Origin of the sequence: Gilliamella apicola, assembly GCF_003202655.1 — a bacterium.
In the GTDB taxonomy this organism is placed as follows: Bacteria; Pseudomonadota; Gammaproteobacteria; order Enterobacterales; family Orbaceae; genus Gilliamella; species Gilliamella apicola_R.
This window is the reverse complement of the sequence record NZ_QGLR01000018.1, coordinates 127,326-145,518: the sequence shown is the minus strand read 5'-3', so window position 1 is coordinate 145,518 and position 18,193 is coordinate 127,326. Positions and strand designations below refer to the sequence as shown.

The following is an 18,193-nucleotide window of genomic DNA, read 5'->3' as shown; positions in this document are numbered from 1 at the left end:
TTCTCATATTTATTGGTTTTTTTTGTTTTATTTTATTTTGTTTTTTGTGTATTATTTAGATAAATCAAAATTTAAGGTGACTAATTATGTTTGCTGAAGAGAGACAACAGATTATTTTGAAAACAGTAATTGAAAATAAATCGATTACTGTTAAAGAGTTAGCCGCTTTATTAGACGTATCAATGCCGACTATACGTAGTGATATTGATATAATTTGTGCAAATTTTCCTGATATAGAGCGAACACATGGCGGGATTGTGTTATCGAATAAATTTATACATCAAACACCTTATGAAGAAAGAAAAGCACTCAATTTGAAGGAAAAACAGAGCATTGCTAATTTAGCGATATCTTTAATTAAACACAAAGATACAATTCTTATTGATTCTAGTTCAACGAGTAATGAAATCGCCAATAAATTAATAAATATTAATATCAAAGTTACGATTATTACTACCGGTATCAATATCGCAATTAAGTTAAAAGAAAATCCAAATTTGACCGTTATTATTATAGGTGGCGTGTTGAAACCCAAATCAAATACCATACAAAACTCTTTTGATGATAGCGTTATAAACGCTTTTAATATTGATAAATATTTTTTTTCAGCCTCAGGGGTCTCACTGAAAAACGGTTTTTCTGATTATAATTACAATGAAGTTGTCGACAAAAAAAGGTTTTTAGCAAAATGCCAACAATCTATTGCGTTAATTGATTCAAGTAAATTTAATATTGATTCAAAATCTAGCTTTGCTCAATTAAAAGAGGTCGATTATTTAATAACAACTCAAGCTGTCGATAAAATGGTTATTGACCAATATAAGAAGTATGTAAAAGTTCTAACAGCTTGAAGATAATGAGAGCTTAAGATGGTTTGGTTTAACAATATGAGGGCTAAAGATCTGCTCTGTTATGTAGGTGATATTAAAAAAATTGTTGGCGTAATGAGATCCATTTTAGTCGAATCAATTTGCTAAAAATAAATATGTTCTCGGTATTTAACCTGATTTAGGTTGACCAATGAATAAGTAACAAGGTGATTGATTTAAGAACCATTAGAGAGCCTTACCTCGTGGCTATATTTTGAGGTAGCTAATATATAATAAACAAAAATAGTGTAAGGTATTTTAATGATGACTAGGATGAAAAATTTACATTTTAATTTAGTTAGCTGCTAGTCCTAATTGAATGTAATGAATAATATTTAATGGAGATAAATAATGAAGCGATATGGTAGTGTTGAGGCGGGAGGCACCAAATTTATTTGTGCTGTTGGTAATGAAAACAATGAAATCATTATTAGCGAGGCTATACCAACCACAACTTATGAAGAAACAATAAAAAAGGTCATTGTGTTTTTTGAAAAAAATCGCGTTGATGCTTTAGCGATAGGTAGTTTTGGGCCAGTAGATCTTGATATTTCTAGTGAGCAGTATGGATGTATATTAAATACCCCAAAACAGGGTTGGACTAATGTAAATATTGTTTTACCAATACAGAAAGCACTCAATATACCGATCTTTTTTACCACAGATGTTAACTCAAGCGCTTATGGTGAAATGCATCTAAATGGATGTAATAACTTAGTTTATTATACAATTGGTACCGGAATTGGTGGCAGTGCCATTCAAAATGGTGTATTTATTGGTGGCATTGGTCATCCAGAAATGGGACATCAATTGATAAAAAAACATCCACTAGATGTCAATTTTAACGGTGTTTGTCCATTACATGGTGATTGTTTAGAAGGACTAGCGTCAGGACCGAGTATTGAAGCGAGAACTGGTAAAAAAGGTCAAGAACTAGAGATCAATTCAACGGTTTGGGATATTCAAGCATACTATATTGCTCAAGCTATTTTGAATACGACCTTAGTGATTAGACCTGAGTTAGTCATTGTTGGTGGCGGAGTGATGAGCCAACATCACATGTTAGATCGAATAAAAATGCATTTTAAAAAATTGTTAAATAATTATGTTACCATTGAAGATATTGATAAATATATAAAAACCCCATCAGTTGAAAATAATGGCAGTGCAACAATAGGTAACTTTTTACTCGCCAAAAACTTATTAATTAAAAATTAATTTATTGTCATTGTATATGATGAGGTTGTTATATCTACCGAAATTGATATAGGAACCTCTGAATTTAAAACCGAACTAACCCTGTTTTTTAAATTATAGATAGGCTAATCGCAAATGGATCATCATATAGCTTTTATTTAATATCCATTCAAATGCCAATTAGAGGTCATATATGGAAAAAATCTTACCAATATTGCCTTGTTTTGGGAGTTATATCACAAAATTTTTAGCTGGTTTGAAAAAATAGCCCAATTAAATTATAAGCAATAAAACCTAAAAAGTTCTACTCTACTTCTTTTTAAGGCGGCTTATAATTTCTGTTTTAATCTTGATCTGGTCAGAACTTTTTTCTCCTAATATTTTATTATTCATAATGGCGATAGCATTTTCGGCAATATCTTTATCGTTTTGCTTCATTGACCAGATATTGTTAGCTAAGAAATTGAGCATAATATGTTCATCAAAAGCACCAATATTTAGACTATCCGGAATATATCCCAAATGCTGACGTAGAAAACTAATAATTCCTTCTAAAATAGGTAGTGATGAAGCGATAAAATTTTGCGGTATGTCGTTATGTGTTTCAATGTACTCTTTCATTAAAAGCTCGCCGTCATTAACTAAATCAGTTTGTGAATAAAAGACTTCACAATCTTTTTTGTCAATGCCGTTCTCAACCATGGCAGAGATAAAACCTGCTATACGTTCTTTTACTGGGGGTAAAATCGGCGCTCCCGCAAAAAAAACAATGGGTTTTTGGATGAGTTTAAACATTGATGATGTTAAGGCATAACCACTCTCAAAGTTATCAGACACAACCCATGAAGAGTCATTTTGAGCAAAATCACGATCTAAGAAAACGATGGGTTTATTAGATGTTTTGATATGATACATTTGTGTTTCTTCAGTAACCGGGACAACAAAAATACCATCAACATTTCTCTCTTCTAGTGAAGCAAGTAATTTTTTTTCATGTTCAGGATCATTATGAGTACAACAGATCATCAATCGATAACCTTTACTTCGACAAGATAATTCCATCGACTCAGCCAAGGATGAGAAAAAAGGGTTTGATAAATTAGGCACAATTAGGCCTAATGTTTCTGTTTTATTTAATTTTAAACTACGTGCAATATGGTTAATGGTGTAACCATACTTATTGACATAATCTTGGATCTTTTTCTGGGTTTTCTGACTGATACGATAACGTTCTGCTTGTCCATTTAATACTAATCTCACTGTTGTTATTGACAGATTTAATGCAGAAGAGATTTGCTCTACTGTTTTAGCCATTTTAGATCCTATAATTTATATATTAAGAGAGTATTATAAAAATTTCACAACGAAATAAAAACCTTTCCTTAGATCAGTAATAAATATTTAAGGTTATTTATATAGAGTAAACTTTAGAATAAATTAAGATATAATTTATTGGATTGGTAGCATAATGTTATTAAAAAACTTTAATTTCGTCTTTGGCTTTGTTTATTTGCATCTTCTGATTATTTGTTGATCTGTAATTATTCAATGAAAAATCTTTTTGCCAGAAATTGTCTTGCCAAGGTTTTGGCTGCTGTTAATTACAATTTCGATTGGTCATTTATATTAGTTAAAATGGATAGAAACTCATCTAAGTGATGACCACCTCTTATGGAGGTGGTTTTCGATTAGTAGTAAAAATGAAAATAGAATAAAAACCATTTCTAATTATTATTTCATTTATACTTTTGAAAATAGTCCTGAATCATTAAAAAGAGTAAGTAGTTGTTTAGCGATGGTTAAGTCTTCTTGTGCACTTAAACCGCTAACCCCAATACCACCTATAACTTTATGATCAAATTCAATTGGAATCCCACCAGTTGATGCAATAAGATTATGATCGTTGAGTGCAATTAAATTTAAATTGCCCATTTTAACCTCTTGTTCAACTAAATCGGTTCCTCGCCGTAAAATAGCTGCGGTATAAGCTTTACGAATAGCAATTTTTCGGGGTAATGGATAGCAATAAGGATGAGCTACAAAAACCAATAACTCACCATAACTATCAACAATAGCAACGGCAATACCACGATTATTATCTTGTCGAGTAATGTCATCTAACAAATTTGTCACACACTCAACCATTTTCGAAATATTGATAGGAACTATTTGCGAATAATTGTTATCCATTTGTTTCATTAGCTATATTCTCTTTTATAATCAGATTCAAATTATCAAGTTGCTTTTTGTATTCTTCTGATAATAATTCAAATGGTGCTCGAGTATTACCCAAATCCATAAAGTCTATTCCTGACATATATTTAGCCGATTGAAAAATCCCCCTATCAACCATATACTCTATGGCATAATTGATCATACCTTGTACTTTTTGAGCCTTATCAACCTGCCCACTATGGTAATATTGGCGAATTTTCAAAAATAGCTCTGGTTGAATGTTGACGGTAGTGCCAATTGTTCCTTTAACCCCGGCGGCAAGACTAGAAAAATAAATTTCATCAAATCCATTATAAAAGATTTTATCAGGATACTCGCAGACCATACGTTGTAATGAATACATATTATGAGAGGTATGTTTCACTCCTAATACTTGTTGTTCTGAGAGCAACTCTCCAGCAAATTTTCTATCGAATTCAACTTTAGTAAATTGTGGAATATTGTAAAGAATCACTGGAATAGAAACAGCCGATAATACTGTTTTATAGTAATTAATGATCTCTTTTTGACTAAAATTATAATAATAGGGGGGAACTAAGGAAACAGCTTTAACACCTGATTTTTCAGCATTTTTTGCAATTTTAACTGCATCAAGAGTCCTAACTGTACCCACATGAGCAATAACCGGTACTTGATCACCGACCGCTTTAACGATGGTTTCAGCTATTTGTGAACGTTCTTCAATATTCAATAATGGTCCTTCTCCCGAAGAACCACAACAATAAAACCCTTCAACTCCACGTGATAGTTGTTTTTTTGCCAATAAAGCTAATGCCTCATAATTTACCGATTCATCATGATGCATTGGTGTAACGATTGCCGAGAAAACACCGGCAAACTGCTGTTTATTGTCTACCATGCCGTCCATCCTCCATCCATAACGACATTTGCTCCTGTCATATAAATAGATGCATCTGACATTAAGAAAACAATTGCGCCATTAAATTCATTTGCTTGAGCCATTCTGCCAATAGGAATTCGAGCTGTATAATTTTTTTGGAATCTCGGATCTTGATCTGCGCGTTGTACTCCCGATAAGGTTAACGTATTAACCCGAATATTATCTCGTCCCCAATAGGTTGCACAGTAACGAGTGAAATTATAAACACCTGATTTTGCAGCAGAATAAGCAACTGGTTTAATAAATGGAACACCGGTATCTTCTTTTTTATAAGAATAGATATCTTGTACAGGAGAGACAACACCATAAATGGATCCAATATTCACTATTGAACCAGATTTTCCAGCTTGTTTCATTCTTGCACCAACTTGTTGTGTCATTAAAAATGTTCCCACCAAATTTACTTCAACAACTTCTCGGAATACTTCCTCAGGAAAATTTTCAAATGGTCCTGATACTTCTGGTGGAGCACTTGGTTGGGTATCAATACCAGCATTATTAATTAAGCCGTCTGGTGTTCCCCATACATTTTCAATATCATCTAAGGCGTTAGTAATTTCATCTACTTTTGTAATATTGACACCATAAAATCTAACGTTTTTGGAATCTCGAATATCATTAAATACTTTGTTAATTTTATCTTCACCACATGTTGAACCGAGCACTGCTACCAGTGCTCCACGTGAATGAAGTTCTCTAACATATTGAGCCCCTAATTGCCCAAAGCCGCCTGTGACAATGATAATTTTGTCTTTAACAGAAAATAGAGAATCTTGCATCATTAAACTCCTTCAATTAAATTTTGTATTTCTCTAAATATTCTCTATCAAGAATGATGCCATGCCCTGGTAACTCACTAGGGATATAATAGCCATTTTCTTCACGACCAGCAGACTTGAAGATACGTAAATCACTCCAAGTTCCACCATCAGTCATTTCTGAATAAGAGATATTTGGTACAGTTGTTAATAGTGATGCGCTAAGTTCCATAACAAAGTGCGGTGTCATTGGTAAATTATGTGCTCTTGCTACCGCAGCAATATCTAAATATCCGGTAATTCCCCCTACTCGACCTAGATCCGCTTGAATAAAGTCAGCGGCATTACCTTCAATATATTGAGCAAATTGATTAACATTATAAACATTCTCACCTAGCGCTATTGGTGTATTTACACGCTCACGCAAATGAATATGTCCGGTAATATCATCTGATGGTAATGGTTCTTCAATCCATAATAAATTTAAATGATCAAATGCTTTAAATGCTTGTAAAGCTTGAGGGAAATTCCATCCTTGGTTAGCATCGACCGCTAAAGGAAAATAGGGTACTGCTTCTTGGATTTTTGTTAATCGCTCAACATCTTCCTCTAATGTTGGTTTACCTACTTTCACTTTTGCTGCGAAGTAACCTTTAGCTTTCCACTCTTTAACCTGTTCAATAACTTCTTCGACCGATAAATGTAAATTTATACCACTACCATAGAGAGGTACTTTATCCCTTACTCGTCCTAAAATATCAATTATTGGTGTATTTAAGGTTTTACCTAGTAAATCCCAATACGCGATATCAAGAGCGGATAAAGCATGAGTCGTAACCCCGGCACCGCCAACATCATGAACGTGTTTATAACTACGATGCCATAAACCTCGTGGTGATAGTCGTTGGCCGATAACGTCAGGAATAATTTCCTTAATTAAAGCTGAAATTGTTGTCCCGCACCAACCTGAAGTATGACTAAAACCAGTACCGACAAGACCATTTGAGCCATAAACATCAACAATCGATACCTCTATATCTGTTACATGGTGAATTTGATCTCCCCAAGGACCTTTCGGTAAAGGAACTCTTGAGGTCATTAATTCGATTCGTTCAATTACAGGCATTTGTAAATTTTTCATAACTATATCCTTTTATCTATATATAATTCTCTGTTACTAATTTAATATTCTTGTTTATTTCTGTTTGTTACTTTCTTCATGTCCAAATACTTCTGGCAAAATAAATGTTGCCGCTAAAAATGCTAGGAAAGGTCCAATTGAAACGATGGCAGCTGCAACCGGTACGCCAAGGGTTTTGAATAATGGGGGGAAAACTAATGTAGTAACAAAAGCAGTCACTTTAACAATAGTGTAACCAATACCGGATGCAATTCCTCTATACTCAGGTTTTGCTACTAGGGAAATAACTGTCATTCCACTTTCAGAATCCCAATAATGCCCCCATAACATTAAAGCAGCGCCAAATGTAATAAAGATAAAGTTTTGATCATAAAATCCGTAGGCTGCAATTAAAATACCAATGGTTACCATTAAGAAGCCCCACTGACTAATCCCTTTATGACCTAATTTAGGTAACAATAATGGGCCAACAAAAGCGGAGGTTGCAGCTATGCAATTTATAAAAATTAATGCTAGGTTATTTTGTATTTGTCCTGAGATTCCAATTGTTACTAGAATAAACGGTAAATAGAATGAAAATGCATAATTTTCAAATGATTGCACAGCACATGAGATCCAACCAAAAATTGTGGTTTTCTTTGAAAATTTATTTTTAAATACATCTTTTAATACTTGGTTAACTTTTGGTTGTTCGATATGTACATTTTCGTCAGGTAGTAATGCGTCTAAAAAATCATCTTTATAGAATGTTTTTGATGCGACTTTTGCTTCAATAAAACGACCTCTTTCAACTAACCAAGTTGGTGTTTCTGGTAGTTCTTTACGCATCATCAATAGTCCAAATGCTGGAATTGCCGGAACAGCTAAAACAATGCGCCAAATTAAAGAATTATCAACATTAGCTAATTGCAAAATGGTCACTAATAAAATTGCAGCAATGATTCCTAATGCAAACATAAATTGCCAACGGTTTGCCATAACTTCACGTTTCTTTTTAGGCATCACTTCCATAATATAAGTGAAGCCATTAGCAACATCAGCTCCAACTGGAATACCGGCAAAAAATCTTATTGCAGCTAGCCAATACATATCAGGTGCCATACCTTGTAAAATTGCGCAAATAGCAAAAAGGATCATTGAACCAAGGAAAATTGTTCTTCTGCCGATTTTGTCTGTTAGCCAGCCGCCCATTAACGCACCTATAACTGCGCCTAATTGTGTTCCTGCGGCGGTTAAACCTAATAACCAACTACTTGGGTGGTAAATATCATTTAAAGCATAAATAATGAATGCCATGGAATAGATATCCCATGATTCAATTAATAAAGCGGTTATCATTAACCAACCAGCTTTTGTTGCCGATGGTGACTCTTTATTATCAAATATATTTTTTACCGATGAGATAAGCTCATCTATATTTCTTGTGGATGTACTCATATTATTACCTGTTACCTTTAACCAAATTTATGTAAAAAGCCCACACGTTATCAACACTAAGCAAAACATTTAGATATAACTAAAAAAATCTAAATGCATCGCCAGCGACTTTAACTTTTATTTTTTGGGTTAAACATTGAGCAACAAAAGCTTGTAATACTTCTGCAATTTTATCTTCATCAACGTAAGCAATAGTGATATGGTTACTTTGATGCCCAGCCATAAAATCATTACGTGATACACCATCTAAAACGGCATTCATAAGTGGCCACTCATAATTGGTTGCTTTACGGCGACGCTCAAATTCAGCTTCTGGTAATTCCACCGCATGACCTGTACCAATATGCATAATGACGTCAAGTCCTTCATAATGAGCTCTCGACCAAATAAAACGTCCTGCTTTACCTTGTCCGGCAATGGTTGAACCGCCATAAGGAAAGAACATTGCTGGTTGTCGATATCCTGTTGCGCCGGCAATGCCACCTTTAATATGTTCAAAAGGAACTGCGCCTGAGATTTCAAAATCCCAGTAAAAAACGCCGTTGTATTCACTACCCCATCTAACATCGTGTAAAGTTGTCTCGGCAGGTAAATTTAAGGAGGTAAGAAGATACCAAAGCATGGTTTGTGGAATTGCGGTACCCATATCAACTTCATTTATACAAGCGATGGGTTTTCCTGGGGCAATAATATCGCCATTATCATCTGGGATCGGGAAACGCTGAGTTGAACCTATGGCACCCTCTGCAAAATCAGACGCCGCACAACTATCTTTCAAGCCCTGTTGATATTGAACTCCAATCGCGGATAAACCATAGCGTTTATAAAAGCGAGCCATGGCAATCATCATGGCACATTGCTCTTCAACTTGTTCACGTGTTAATTCTGTTTGAGGATCTGTACCAAATTGGAATTTCATGCCTTGATCTTCATACCATTTGAGACAAGCTTGACGTAACGATTTTGGTACTTTGTTCATTTCAACTAATAATGCCGATTGTGATAATGATTCAAGTGGCATACCAATATCGATCAATGATTTTTGTGGAAAAACGCCATTGATCATCCCCATACAAAAGGTATCAAACAGCCCTAAGATAGCTTTATGTTGTAAAATATAGTTACCAACTTGCCGCCCAATTTCTCCGGCTGATGTTGCCATGACCGGATGTACTGGTGAAATATCATGTAAATATTGAGTATTGTGTTGTACAGAACCATACTTTAACCAGGTATCTAAAGAGCTATTAAAAAAGTCATCGTCAAAATTCTCAGACCATAATCTTGAATAATTTTTCCCTAAGCTTGTTAATGTTCCCGCTAAACAAAGCATACCAACCAACCCTGGCCAAGTTCCTTCAAAATTAGCTAATAGCAAAATAGGTCCTCGATGATGAACTAAGCAAGGCGCAACATAATGTGAATACTGCCAAGCAGTTAAAAGAACAATTAAAGGGGCATCAGGGTCAATATTGGCAAAATGATCACAACCTTCACGTTGTGTTCTAAGAAAACCATGTCCTACTTCTGAATTAACGGGAAAGGCACGGGTTAGTTTATATCCACGTTTCTGTAAACACTCTTGTAGTTTGTGTTCAAATTTAAGCTGTGTAGGCCAGCAGGTGGTATTTGCAGCTTCTCGTAAATCACCACTTGTGATCATGATGATTTCTTTATCATCACTTTTTTGTGGATTTAATTGTTTGGGTAATACAACTTGTAGCATTTTCTACTCCTTTTTTTCAATCGGATAAACTCATGAATTGGTTATACTTTTGTTGATCTTGATACATTTGCAAATAAACACGGTATTTGTGTTTATGAAAATTTTGGCTGTTAAAATTAGGTTTGATTGTGATACCGCTAGCTACCATAGATTGGGCGGCACTTTGAATATTTGGGAAAGCTTTAGCTGCCACTGCCGCTAAAATCGCAGCGCCAAGATTGACCGCGTCTTCCTCTTTGACTAAAACAATTTCACGACCAGTTACATCACTATATTCGCGTAACCACAGTGGATTTTTTGTTGCACCTCCACACATAATGATCTTATCAATCTGGTAACCAGATTCAGTTAGTGTGTCGATGATATGTAGTGTTCCATAGGCGATGGCTTGCAATGTTGCTAAGTAAATTCTGGCTAAGCCCATAACCCCCGTTTCAAGTGTTAATCCTGAAATCATCCCTTTAGCATCTGCATTAGCTCTAGGAGAACGATTACCATGATGATCGGCTAAGATGTGTAGATTTTGTGTTGGACGTTGTTCTTTTTGTTCTAACTGATTAACATAATGATTTAATAATTGATAATAATGACACTGTTTTTCTTCTGATTCTTTAACAATTTCCGGCCAAGCTGAATGTTGTCTAATTGTCCATTCTAAAAGCGCGCCAGCAGCACTTTGCCCGCCTTCGTTTAACCAAAAATTAGGTAACATTGCCCCATAATATGGTCCCCAGACACCCGGAACATAAATAGATTTTGGGTTGACTATCATATGGCAATTAGATGTACCACTAATAATAGCTAAACTATTTTTAGGATCACTACCGACTAATGCAACACCGCCAGCATGGGCATCAATAATTCCACTAGCAACAATTACCTTTTCAGTTAAACCGAGTTCAATAGCTGCTTTTGGTGTAAGTGTACCAACCGCCTCAGCCAATTCAGTTACCGACTTAGGTATTTTAGCGAGCACATCATTTAGTCCAATTTTGGCTAAGAATTTTTCATCAAATCGTTTTTTATGAGAGAGATAGTTCCATTTGCAAGTCAATGTACAAACACTGGCGACATCTGCTGAGGTTGACTTCCAAACTAGATAATCCGCTAAATCAAAAAATCGCCATGTTGCTTGATATCTTTCGGGGTGATTGTTTTTCAGCCATAAAATTTTAGGCAGTTCCATCTCAACATTAACTTCACCGCCAACATACTTCAAAACCGGATCATTAGTTAAGTTAATATCAGTGGTCTCTTTTTTAGCTCTATGATCCATCCACATAATGATATCTTCATGCAATGATCCATTTTCCGAAACAGAAATTGGTGAGCCATCATGGCCGATAGCAACTAAAGAACATGTCGCATCAAAGCCAATAGAAACGATCTTACTTTTATCTATTTTTGCTTGAAGAACCGTTTCTTTTACAGCAGAACAAACTTGATCCCAAATATCAGAAGATGATTGCGCGACCCAATCAACATTCGAATGAAATTGTTGGATTGGTCTTACTGCAAATGCAATTCGATTACCTTGTTGATCGAAAATTGCACTTCGTACACTAGCCGAACCTACATCAACACCAATAAAATAAATTTCCATCTTTAAAATATCCTTTGCTAACTCGTGTTAGCAATATATTTAAATAATTTGGAACCAACAACAATAATTATGTGATTATGTGATGCAGATCATGAATATTAATGTAATTTATTGTTTTTTCAGGTATAAACTTCTAGTTGAAAATACCAGTAAAACCAACACCGCTTTACTGGATAGATAATATTTATAGAATTAATAATATGATTTTTAAAATAAATAATAAAACCTAAGCAGTTTATGGTAACTATTGCCAATAAAGCTTTTAAAGCTATTTTTAGGACGAGCACCATTATCCAACTGAATGCATCTATTTTTTTACTTAATTTGGGGGGGACGTTGATTGGTAGAGAAAAGTTGTTGGGAGGTGGAGTTGAATTGATTTAGATTTAAAAAAGCTGTTAGGGTTAAGTTTTGGAGTTTGGTGGTTGGATATGGGATTGAAAAGTTAGTTTAAAGTTTATGGATGCTCCGGCTTAGACTGATAAGATTAAGTAATTTATCCTTGGTTATATCAATAATTGGGTTAAGTAACATTATTAAATGTAATCTTAGTTATTATATTTGCTATTTCACTTTTAAAAAAGATTATTAAAAATCTTTCTCAGAAATAAGGTTAAAATATTTTAATCCAAATATTTTTAAAAAAATAACTGTATATTTATACATATAGTGTGTTATATTTATTTTTACTTTAGTCTAATAAGATACGTAAAGCTTTTTACGTAATAATTTATTTACGTATTAAAATCACGTATTATACAGAATTTAATTTTCTTAAAAATATGTAGAATTATTATGAATAATAATTTTGATTCTAATTATTGCTATTCATTTCCTGCTGTAAGAGGAGTTCAGGCTGGTAGACCCTTTTATATAGCTACGTGTCCTTTACGCATTATTCCTAAAATATTCAGTTTTGATGAGAATGATGTTCCTCCCGAATTAAGGGCCCAAAGAACATTAAATAAATCACGAATTCCTGAAATGGTTAAATATTTATTAGATAATCCTAAAGACTATGTATTTTCAGCTTTAACAGCTTCAATTGCTGTTAATGTCGAATTCAAAGAGTATTCTGGATCACAAAATTTAGGTATATTGCTTGTACCGATGGATTCTCAAATTTTGATCAATGATGGACAACATAGAAGAAAGGCGATTGAAGAAGCAATTAAAGAAAAGCCAGAATTAGGTCTAGATAATATACCTGTTTTATTTTTTGTTGATGAAGGATTAGTAAAAAGCCAACAAATGTTTGCTGATTTGAATAAGTATGCTGTAAAACCAAGCCCGTCATTAGCAACACTGTATGACCACAGAGATCAAGCATCAGAATTAGCCCGTAAATTAGCATCTGAAATAAAGCCATTTATTGGTTTGACAGAAATGGAAAGGTCAAGTATATCAACATTATCTAATAAATTATTTACTTTAAGTAGTATAAAACAAGCTACGCGAGCTCTTTTAGGTAAGGGGCCAAAAGATAGTTATTCTGATGAAGAAAAAAAAACAGCGACTGAATATTGGTATCAGGTATATCTTAATATGCCTGATTGGAAAATGGCATTAGATAAAGAAGTATCAGCTTCACAGCTTCGCCAAGAATTTATTCATTCACACGGAGTTGGCCTTCAAGCCTTAGGAATGCTTGGTTATTTTTTATTAGAAAATAAAACGTTAAATTGGAAGAAAGAGTTAACAAAGTTAAAGTTAATTAATTGGCGTAAAACAAATCCTGAATGGATCCGAAGAACCATGTCGCATGGAAAATTGAGTAAATCTACATCAGCTATACAATTAACAACAAACTTTTTAAAAATTACTTTTGAATTGCCTCTCTCTGAAGAGGAACAAATACTAGAGCAACAAGTGAATTGACAATGACAAATTTAAAGCAATGTTATGATTTAGATGACTATAAAAATTTTATTAACCAAGAAATTTTTTCTGGTCGAGTTCTGGCTGAATATATATCAGAAGTTCAGAGAATTTATTGCTCAGATAAACGACCTTGGGTTATAGGTTATAGTGGGGGAAAAGATTCTTCCGCGGTTGTGACCCTTGTTTATTTAGCTTTATTAGGTTTAGAACCTCAATACAGAACTAAATCAGTTTTTGTTGTTTCCTCTGATACATTAGTAGAAACACCTGTTGTAGTTGATTTAATTAGTCGAACACTTGAACAAATTGAAAAAGGAGCTAAAAGAGATGAATTACCTTTAACCTGTCATGCTGTTGTTCCTAAAATATATGAAACCTTTTGGGTGAATCTCTTAGGAAAAGGTTATCCAGCTCCGACAAGAAGTTTTCGTTGGTGTACTGAAAGAATGAAAATCAATCCAGTTAGTGATTTTATTAAAGATAAAATTAGCCAGTTTGATGAAGTTATTGTTGTTCTTGGATCTCGTAGTAGTGAAAGTGCTTCTCGAGCACAGGTTATAGCCAAACATAAGATCGATGGTTCTCGTTTAGCAAGGCATACGACTTTAGCTAATGCTTTTATTTATACACCTATTGATACATGGGATGTAGAGGATGTCTGGAAATTACTAAGAGGTGCATTTAGATATTCTCCTGATGATATTGAAGAGTGGGAATCTCCATGGGGGGGTAATAATAGACCTCTTTGGACTCTATATATGGATTCATCAGATCAGGGGGAATGTCCACTAGTTATTGATGAAAGTACACCTTCTTGTGGTAATTCTCGTTTTGGTTGTTGGACATGTACAGTTGTGAAAAAAGATAGAGCTATGGAAAGTTTAATTAAAAATGGTGAGGAATGGATGTCACCATTGCTAGAGTTTCGTGATCTTTTATCATTAACGACAGAACCAGAAAAGAAACAAATTTATCGCAATTATAAACGACGAACAGGAAAAATAAGTTATCAATATGCTAAAGAAGGTGAAGATATAGCTGCGGAACGAAAAATTGTTCCTGGGCCTTACTGGATTGATTATAGAAAAAAATGGTTAAAACAGCTTTTAGAAATAGAAGTCAAATTAAATAAAGAAGGTCATAAAATTCAATTAATAACAGAACCTGAATTACACGCAATTCGGCAAGAGTGGTTAAGGGATCCTAATGAACCTGATTGGAGTGATTCTTTACCTAAAATTTATAAAGAAGTGTTTGGAAAAGATTTGAATTGGATCATTGATGATCAATCACATTTTGATGAATCGGATGCTCAAATTTTAAAACAACTAGCTACAGAATATGATGTTGAAGCCGAAATGATAATGAAATTAATAGAACTAGAAGTAAGTTTAGAAGGTATTAGTCGTCGACAAGGTATTTTCAATAAAATTGAAAGTATTTTGAAACAAGACTGGGGTAAAAATTTAGAAGAAATTGAAAAAAAACAATCAGAATTACAAAAACGCCATGAAAAGGATCTGCATCAAGAAGAAATTACTAAAATTGAAAATGAGCTAAATATTCTTCAGAGCGAATTTATAAAAATAGATAGTTCAGTTTCATTATTAGGAAAGAGCCTTTAATATGATTATTAAAAAATTAGTTTTACGAAACTTTCGGGTTTTTCAAGGTACACATGAAATAGAATTATTACCCAAAAATAATAAACCAATTATTTTATTTGGTGGATTAAATGGTTCAGGAAAAACATCTATTCTTACAGCAATACAATTAGCACTTTATGGAAAAATGGCCTTTGATAGAGTATTAACTAATCAGAATTATATTGACCAACTTTCAGCTCTTATTTATAGAAATTCAGAGACCAAAGAATCAGAAAAATCAGCCTCTATTGAATTAACTTTTACTTATAATCAAGCAGGGGAAACATCTGACTTCACGGTTACTCGAAGTTGGTCATTAGGGCATAAAGATGAATTATTCCTATCACAAAATGGTAAGCCATTACTTGAATTAAATTATGAGCAATGTCAAGGATTTCTCAATGAGTTAATTCCTAATGGCGTGGCTGACCTTTTCTTTTTTGATGGTGAAAAAATTGCAGACTTAGCAGAAGATGAGTCTGGTAAAGTTTTACAAACAGCTGTGCGGCGCTTATTTGGATTGGATATCATTGAAAAATTAAGAAATGATTTAATGATTTATCTAAAAAGAAATGCAATCAATACACTAGATATAAAATATCAAGAAATATTAAATCAATTAGAACAAGAAAAAAACACCTATCTAAAAGAAGCAGAGCGATTAAGAACGTCAGCTCATGCAATTTATATACAAATATCTGGGATTACAGACAATATTCAGAAAAAAGAACGACTATTTTCAGCTGAAGGTGGTGCTTTTGCGCTAACTAAATCACAAGAAAAAGAAAAGGTTAACCAACTTTTTAAAGAGAAAGAGATTCTAGAAAGAGCAATTCGTCAAGAATTTGATAATACTTTCCCTCTATCATTAGCACCTAAAACATTAAACCGCTTATTTGAACAATTACAACAAGAAGCAGAGTTAAAACAGACGCAGAGCTTTGTTACTGAACTAAACCAATTTCTCAAAAAACTACAAACAGATATGGCTTTTCGTTCAACCTCTACCGCCAAAATCGCTAGTGAAGCAATTAAAGATCAATTAGAAGTTTATTTAGCAGATAAACCTTCTGGTAAAATATTACTTGATGTATCCGAACGTGAATTGGGTTATTACCAAAAAAAGGTAAAAATTGATGCTAATAAATCAAAAGAACATTTTCATGAATTAAAAGATAGATTAACTGTTGTAGAAAATGAACTTGAACAAGCTTCACTAAATATTCAAAGAGCACCAGAAGATGAACAGTGGTTGGAACTTTTCTCACACATTAGACAGCTTGATCATGAGAGAATTAATAAAATTAATGAAAACAATGCTCTTCTGGAAGAGGCAAAGAAAATGTTAGTTTTAGCATTGGATAAAACAAGGCAAATTCAGAAAATTCATGATCAAATGCGTTCACAATATAATGACAATAATTCTATAGCCTATGCTAAAAATAGTTTAGCTCTTTTAGAGGAATATATGGCTTCACTCACTGAGTCTAGAATCCAAGCGTTGGAGTTTAATTTTTTAAATTCATATAAACGTTTGAATCGTAAAGAAAATGAGCAATTGACTGCAAAAGTAAACCCAATGACTTTTAATGTTGAACTTATTGACAGTGAAGGGCAATTTATTAATCGTAAATCTTTATCTGCGGGCGAAAAGCAGATTTATGCTATTGCTATACTTGAAGCGTTAGGAAAAACATCAGGCCGTCAATTACCGGTTATTATTGATACTCCACTAGGACGGTTAGACTCAAAACACCGGGATAAGTTAATAAAACATTACTTTCCATTAGCAGGTAAACAAGTCATTATTTTGTCAACAGATACTGAGATTGATGAGAATTATTTTTTTAATTATTTGAAAAATGATATCTCACATAGTTATCAGATACAATTCAATAATAAAACCTATTCTTCAGAAATAAAAAATGGTTATTTTTGGGAAAACTCACATAAAAATAAAGAGGTAAGTTAATGTTACCGAATAGAATGCAACTTACACGTAAAACAGAAGACCAATTAAAACGTTTAAAGACTATGACTGGAGTAACTCCGAATATTTCGGCTCGTTTAGCATTTTATCGCTCTATCGAGTCTGGATTTCGTTATCAAATTAATGAAAGAAAACTAGATGGTTCGTTAGTACTTGAAAAATCTGTTTGGCTTGGAGAATTAGAAGGTATTACAGAATTATTACTCAAATTCACTTATCCGGAACTAAATAGTAAAGAAATGATGAATGCGTGGGCTGCACACGTTGAAGATGGGATTGCCAGCTTGAGGAATCATAAGAGTTTACTTAATTTTATTGATTCCATCTAATCTAGAATTAAAAATAAAATTTTATTAAAACATAGCTAATTATAGTGAGAAAATATATAAGTTAAAATAAGAGATATAGTTAAATGATACATAACTAAAATACATTTTATATATAGGAATTATAATGAATCCAGAACAAATGGAAGATATGCTTACTAGAGCAAACGGTAACTAGAATGCTTACTTATCAAATGATATTAATTATATGATTAAAATAGATTTTAATTAAATTTTCGTTATACCAAACCCTTTCAAAATATATCAAGTCTATTGAACTTATGATCGAAAATACAACTCATATTTATCAAATAGAAATATCAACTATATTAAAAATGTTGAATGAGGTTTGGTTTTTATTTTTATTCAATACTTTTATCTATTTTCTGTACAACAATGTATGAGAATAAAAAGGGAATAAATACTACAATAGAAAGAATTATTTAATACATCAGGTAGAAGTATACAAATGCTTAATATATA

14 protein-coding genes are annotated in these 18,193 nt (G+C 33.3%); 6 read left to right on the top strand and 8 right to left on the bottom strand.

Going from position 1 to position 18,193, the window contains the following annotated elements:
* Positions 1–86: 86 nt before the first annotated feature.
* Together DKK70_RS15705 and scrK are read left to right on the top strand one after the other, a co-directional pair.
* Positions 87–851: a DeoR/GlpR family DNA-binding transcription regulator gene (locus DKK70_RS15705; protein WP_110434821.1), complete on the top strand. Its 765-nt coding sequence runs from the start codon at positions 87–89 to the stop codon at positions 849–851.
* A 366-nt stretch (positions 852–1,217) separates the two neighbouring features.
* Positions 1,218–2,087 (top strand): fructokinase ScrK, encoded by an 870-nt coding sequence (gene scrK / locus DKK70_RS15700; protein WP_110434820.1) that lies wholly within the window; start codon positions 1,218–1,220, stop codon positions 2,085–2,087.
* A 288-nt stretch (positions 2,088–2,375) separates the two neighbouring features.
* Here scrK and DKK70_RS15695 read toward each other — a convergent pair whose 3' ends face one another.
* The 8 genes from DKK70_RS15695 to DKK70_RS15660 form a co-directional block, all read right to left on the bottom strand.
* Positions 2,376–3,380 carry a LacI family DNA-binding transcriptional regulator gene (locus DKK70_RS15695; protein ID WP_110434819.1) on the bottom strand — a complete coding sequence of 335 codons (1,005 nt, stop codon included), beginning with the start codon at positions 3,378–3,380 and terminating at the stop codon, positions 2,376–2,378.
* A 426-nt stretch (positions 3,381–3,806) separates the two neighbouring features.
* On the bottom strand, positions 3,807–4,265 hold the full coding sequence (locus tag DKK70_RS15690; RefSeq protein WP_110434818.1) for a GlcG/HbpS family heme-binding protein: 459 nt from the start codon (positions 4,263–4,265) through the stop codon (positions 3,807–3,809).
* Positions 4,249–5,160, bottom strand: a complete 912-nt coding sequence (locus tag DKK70_RS15685; RefSeq protein WP_110434817.1) for a dihydrodipicolinate synthase family protein — start codon at positions 5,158–5,160, stop codon at positions 4,249–4,251. The genes DKK70_RS15690 and DKK70_RS15685 overlap by 17 nt, the downstream gene beginning before the upstream one ends.
* Positions 5,154–5,981 (bottom strand): SDR family oxidoreductase, encoded by an 828-nt coding sequence (locus DKK70_RS15680; protein ID WP_034884420.1) that lies wholly within the window; start codon positions 5,979–5,981, stop codon positions 5,154–5,156. The genes DKK70_RS15685 and DKK70_RS15680 overlap by 7 nt, the downstream gene beginning before the upstream one ends.
* A 16-nt stretch (positions 5,982–5,997) precedes the next feature.
* The gene (locus DKK70_RS15675; protein ID WP_034884418.1) at positions 5,998–7,101 is read right to left on the bottom strand and encodes a mandelate racemase/muconate lactonizing enzyme family protein; all 1,104 of its coding nucleotides are present in this window, start codon (positions 7,099–7,101) and stop codon (positions 5,998–6,000) included.
* Positions 7,102–7,155: 54 nt separating this feature from the next.
* Entirely contained in the window at positions 7,156–8,538 is a 1,383-nt protein-coding gene (locus DKK70_RS15670; protein WP_110424550.1) for an MFS transporter, read from the bottom strand.
* A 79-nt stretch (positions 8,539–8,617) separates the two neighbouring features.
* The gene (locus tag DKK70_RS15665; protein WP_110434816.1) at positions 8,618–10,264 is read right to left on the bottom strand and encodes a signal transduction protein; all 1,647 of its coding nucleotides are present in this window, start codon (positions 10,262–10,264) and stop codon (positions 8,618–8,620) included.
* 16 nt (positions 10,265–10,280) lie between these two features.
* Positions 10,281–11,867 (bottom strand): FGGY-family carbohydrate kinase, encoded by a 1,587-nt coding sequence (locus tag DKK70_RS15660; RefSeq protein WP_110434815.1) that lies wholly within the window; start codon positions 11,865–11,867, stop codon positions 10,281–10,283.
* 795 nt (positions 11,868–12,662) lie between these two features.
* On the opposite strand from DKK70_RS15660, the gene dndB reads away from it, so the two are divergent.
* Genes dndB through dndE form a run of 4 tightly spaced genes read left to right on the top strand, consistent with a single transcriptional unit; the run spans position 12,663 to position 17,713 of the window.
* Positions 12,663–13,745 (top strand): DNA sulfur modification protein DndB, encoded by a 1,083-nt coding sequence (gene dndB, locus DKK70_RS15655; protein WP_039127239.1) that lies wholly within the window; start codon positions 12,663–12,665, stop codon positions 13,743–13,745.
* 2 nt (positions 13,746–13,747) lie between these two features.
* Positions 13,748–15,373 carry a DNA phosphorothioation system sulfurtransferase DndC gene (gene dndC, locus DKK70_RS15650; RefSeq protein ID WP_110434814.1) on the top strand — a complete coding sequence of 542 codons (1,626 nt, stop codon included), beginning with the start codon at positions 13,748–13,750 and terminating at the stop codon, positions 15,371–15,373.
* A gap of 1 nt (position 15,374) precedes the next feature.
* On the top strand, positions 15,375–17,366 hold the full coding sequence (gene dndD / locus DKK70_RS15645) for a DNA sulfur modification protein DndD (protein ID WP_110434813.1): 1,992 nt from the start codon (positions 15,375–15,377) through the stop codon (positions 17,364–17,366).
* On the top strand, positions 17,366–17,713 hold the full coding sequence (dndE, locus tag DKK70_RS15640) for a DNA sulfur modification protein DndE (protein ID WP_039127248.1): 348 nt from the start codon (positions 17,366–17,368) through the stop codon (positions 17,711–17,713). Before dndD ends, dndE begins: the two co-directional genes overlap by 1 nt.
* Positions 17,714–18,193 lie beyond the last annotated feature (480 nt).

Bases quoted from the DNA above. Each gene is read 5' to 3' on its own strand.
- DKK70_RS15705 (WP_110434821.1), top strand. From the start codon at position 87: ATGTTTGCTGAAGAGAGACAACAGATTATTTTGAAAACAGTAATTGAA.
- DKK70_RS15695 (WP_110434819.1), bottom strand. From the start codon at position 3,380: ATGGCTAAAACAGTAGAGCAAATCTCTTCTGCATTAAATCTGTCAATA.
- DKK70_RS15690 (WP_110434818.1), bottom strand. From the start codon at position 4,265: ATGAAACAAATGGATAACAATTATTCGCAAATAGTTCCTATCAATATT.
- DKK70_RS15685 (WP_110434817.1), bottom strand. From the start codon at position 5,160: ATGGTAGACAATAAACAGCAGTTTGCCGGTGTTTTCTCGGCAATCGTT.
- DKK70_RS15680 (WP_034884420.1), bottom strand. From the start codon at position 5,981: ATGCAAGATTCTCTATTTTCTGTTAAAGACAAAATTATCATTGTCACA.
- DKK70_RS15675 (WP_034884418.1), bottom strand. From the start codon at position 7,101: ATGAAAAATTTACAAATGCCTGTAATTGAACGAATCGAATTAATGACC.
- DKK70_RS15670 (WP_110424550.1), bottom strand. From the start codon at position 8,538: ATGAGTACATCCACAAGAAATATAGATGAGCTTATCTCATCGGTAAAA.
- DKK70_RS15665 (WP_110434816.1), bottom strand. From the start codon at position 10,264: ATGCTACAAGTTGTATTACCCAAACAATTAAATCCACAAAAAAGTGAT.
- DKK70_RS15660 (WP_110434815.1), bottom strand. From the start codon at position 11,867: ATGGAAATTTATTTTATTGGTGTTGATGTAGGTTCGGCTAGTGTACGA.
- dndB (WP_039127239.1), top strand. From the start codon at position 12,663: ATGAATAATAATTTTGATTCTAATTATTGCTATTCATTTCCTGCTGTA.
- dndC (WP_110434814.1), top strand. From the start codon at position 13,748: ATGACAAATTTAAAGCAATGTTATGATTTAGATGACTATAAAAATTTT.
- dndD (WP_110434813.1), top strand. From the start codon at position 15,375: ATGATTATTAAAAAATTAGTTTTACGAAACTTTCGGGTTTTTCAAGGT.
- dndE (WP_039127248.1), top strand. From the start codon at position 17,366: ATGTTACCGAATAGAATGCAACTTACACGTAAAACAGAAGACCAATTA.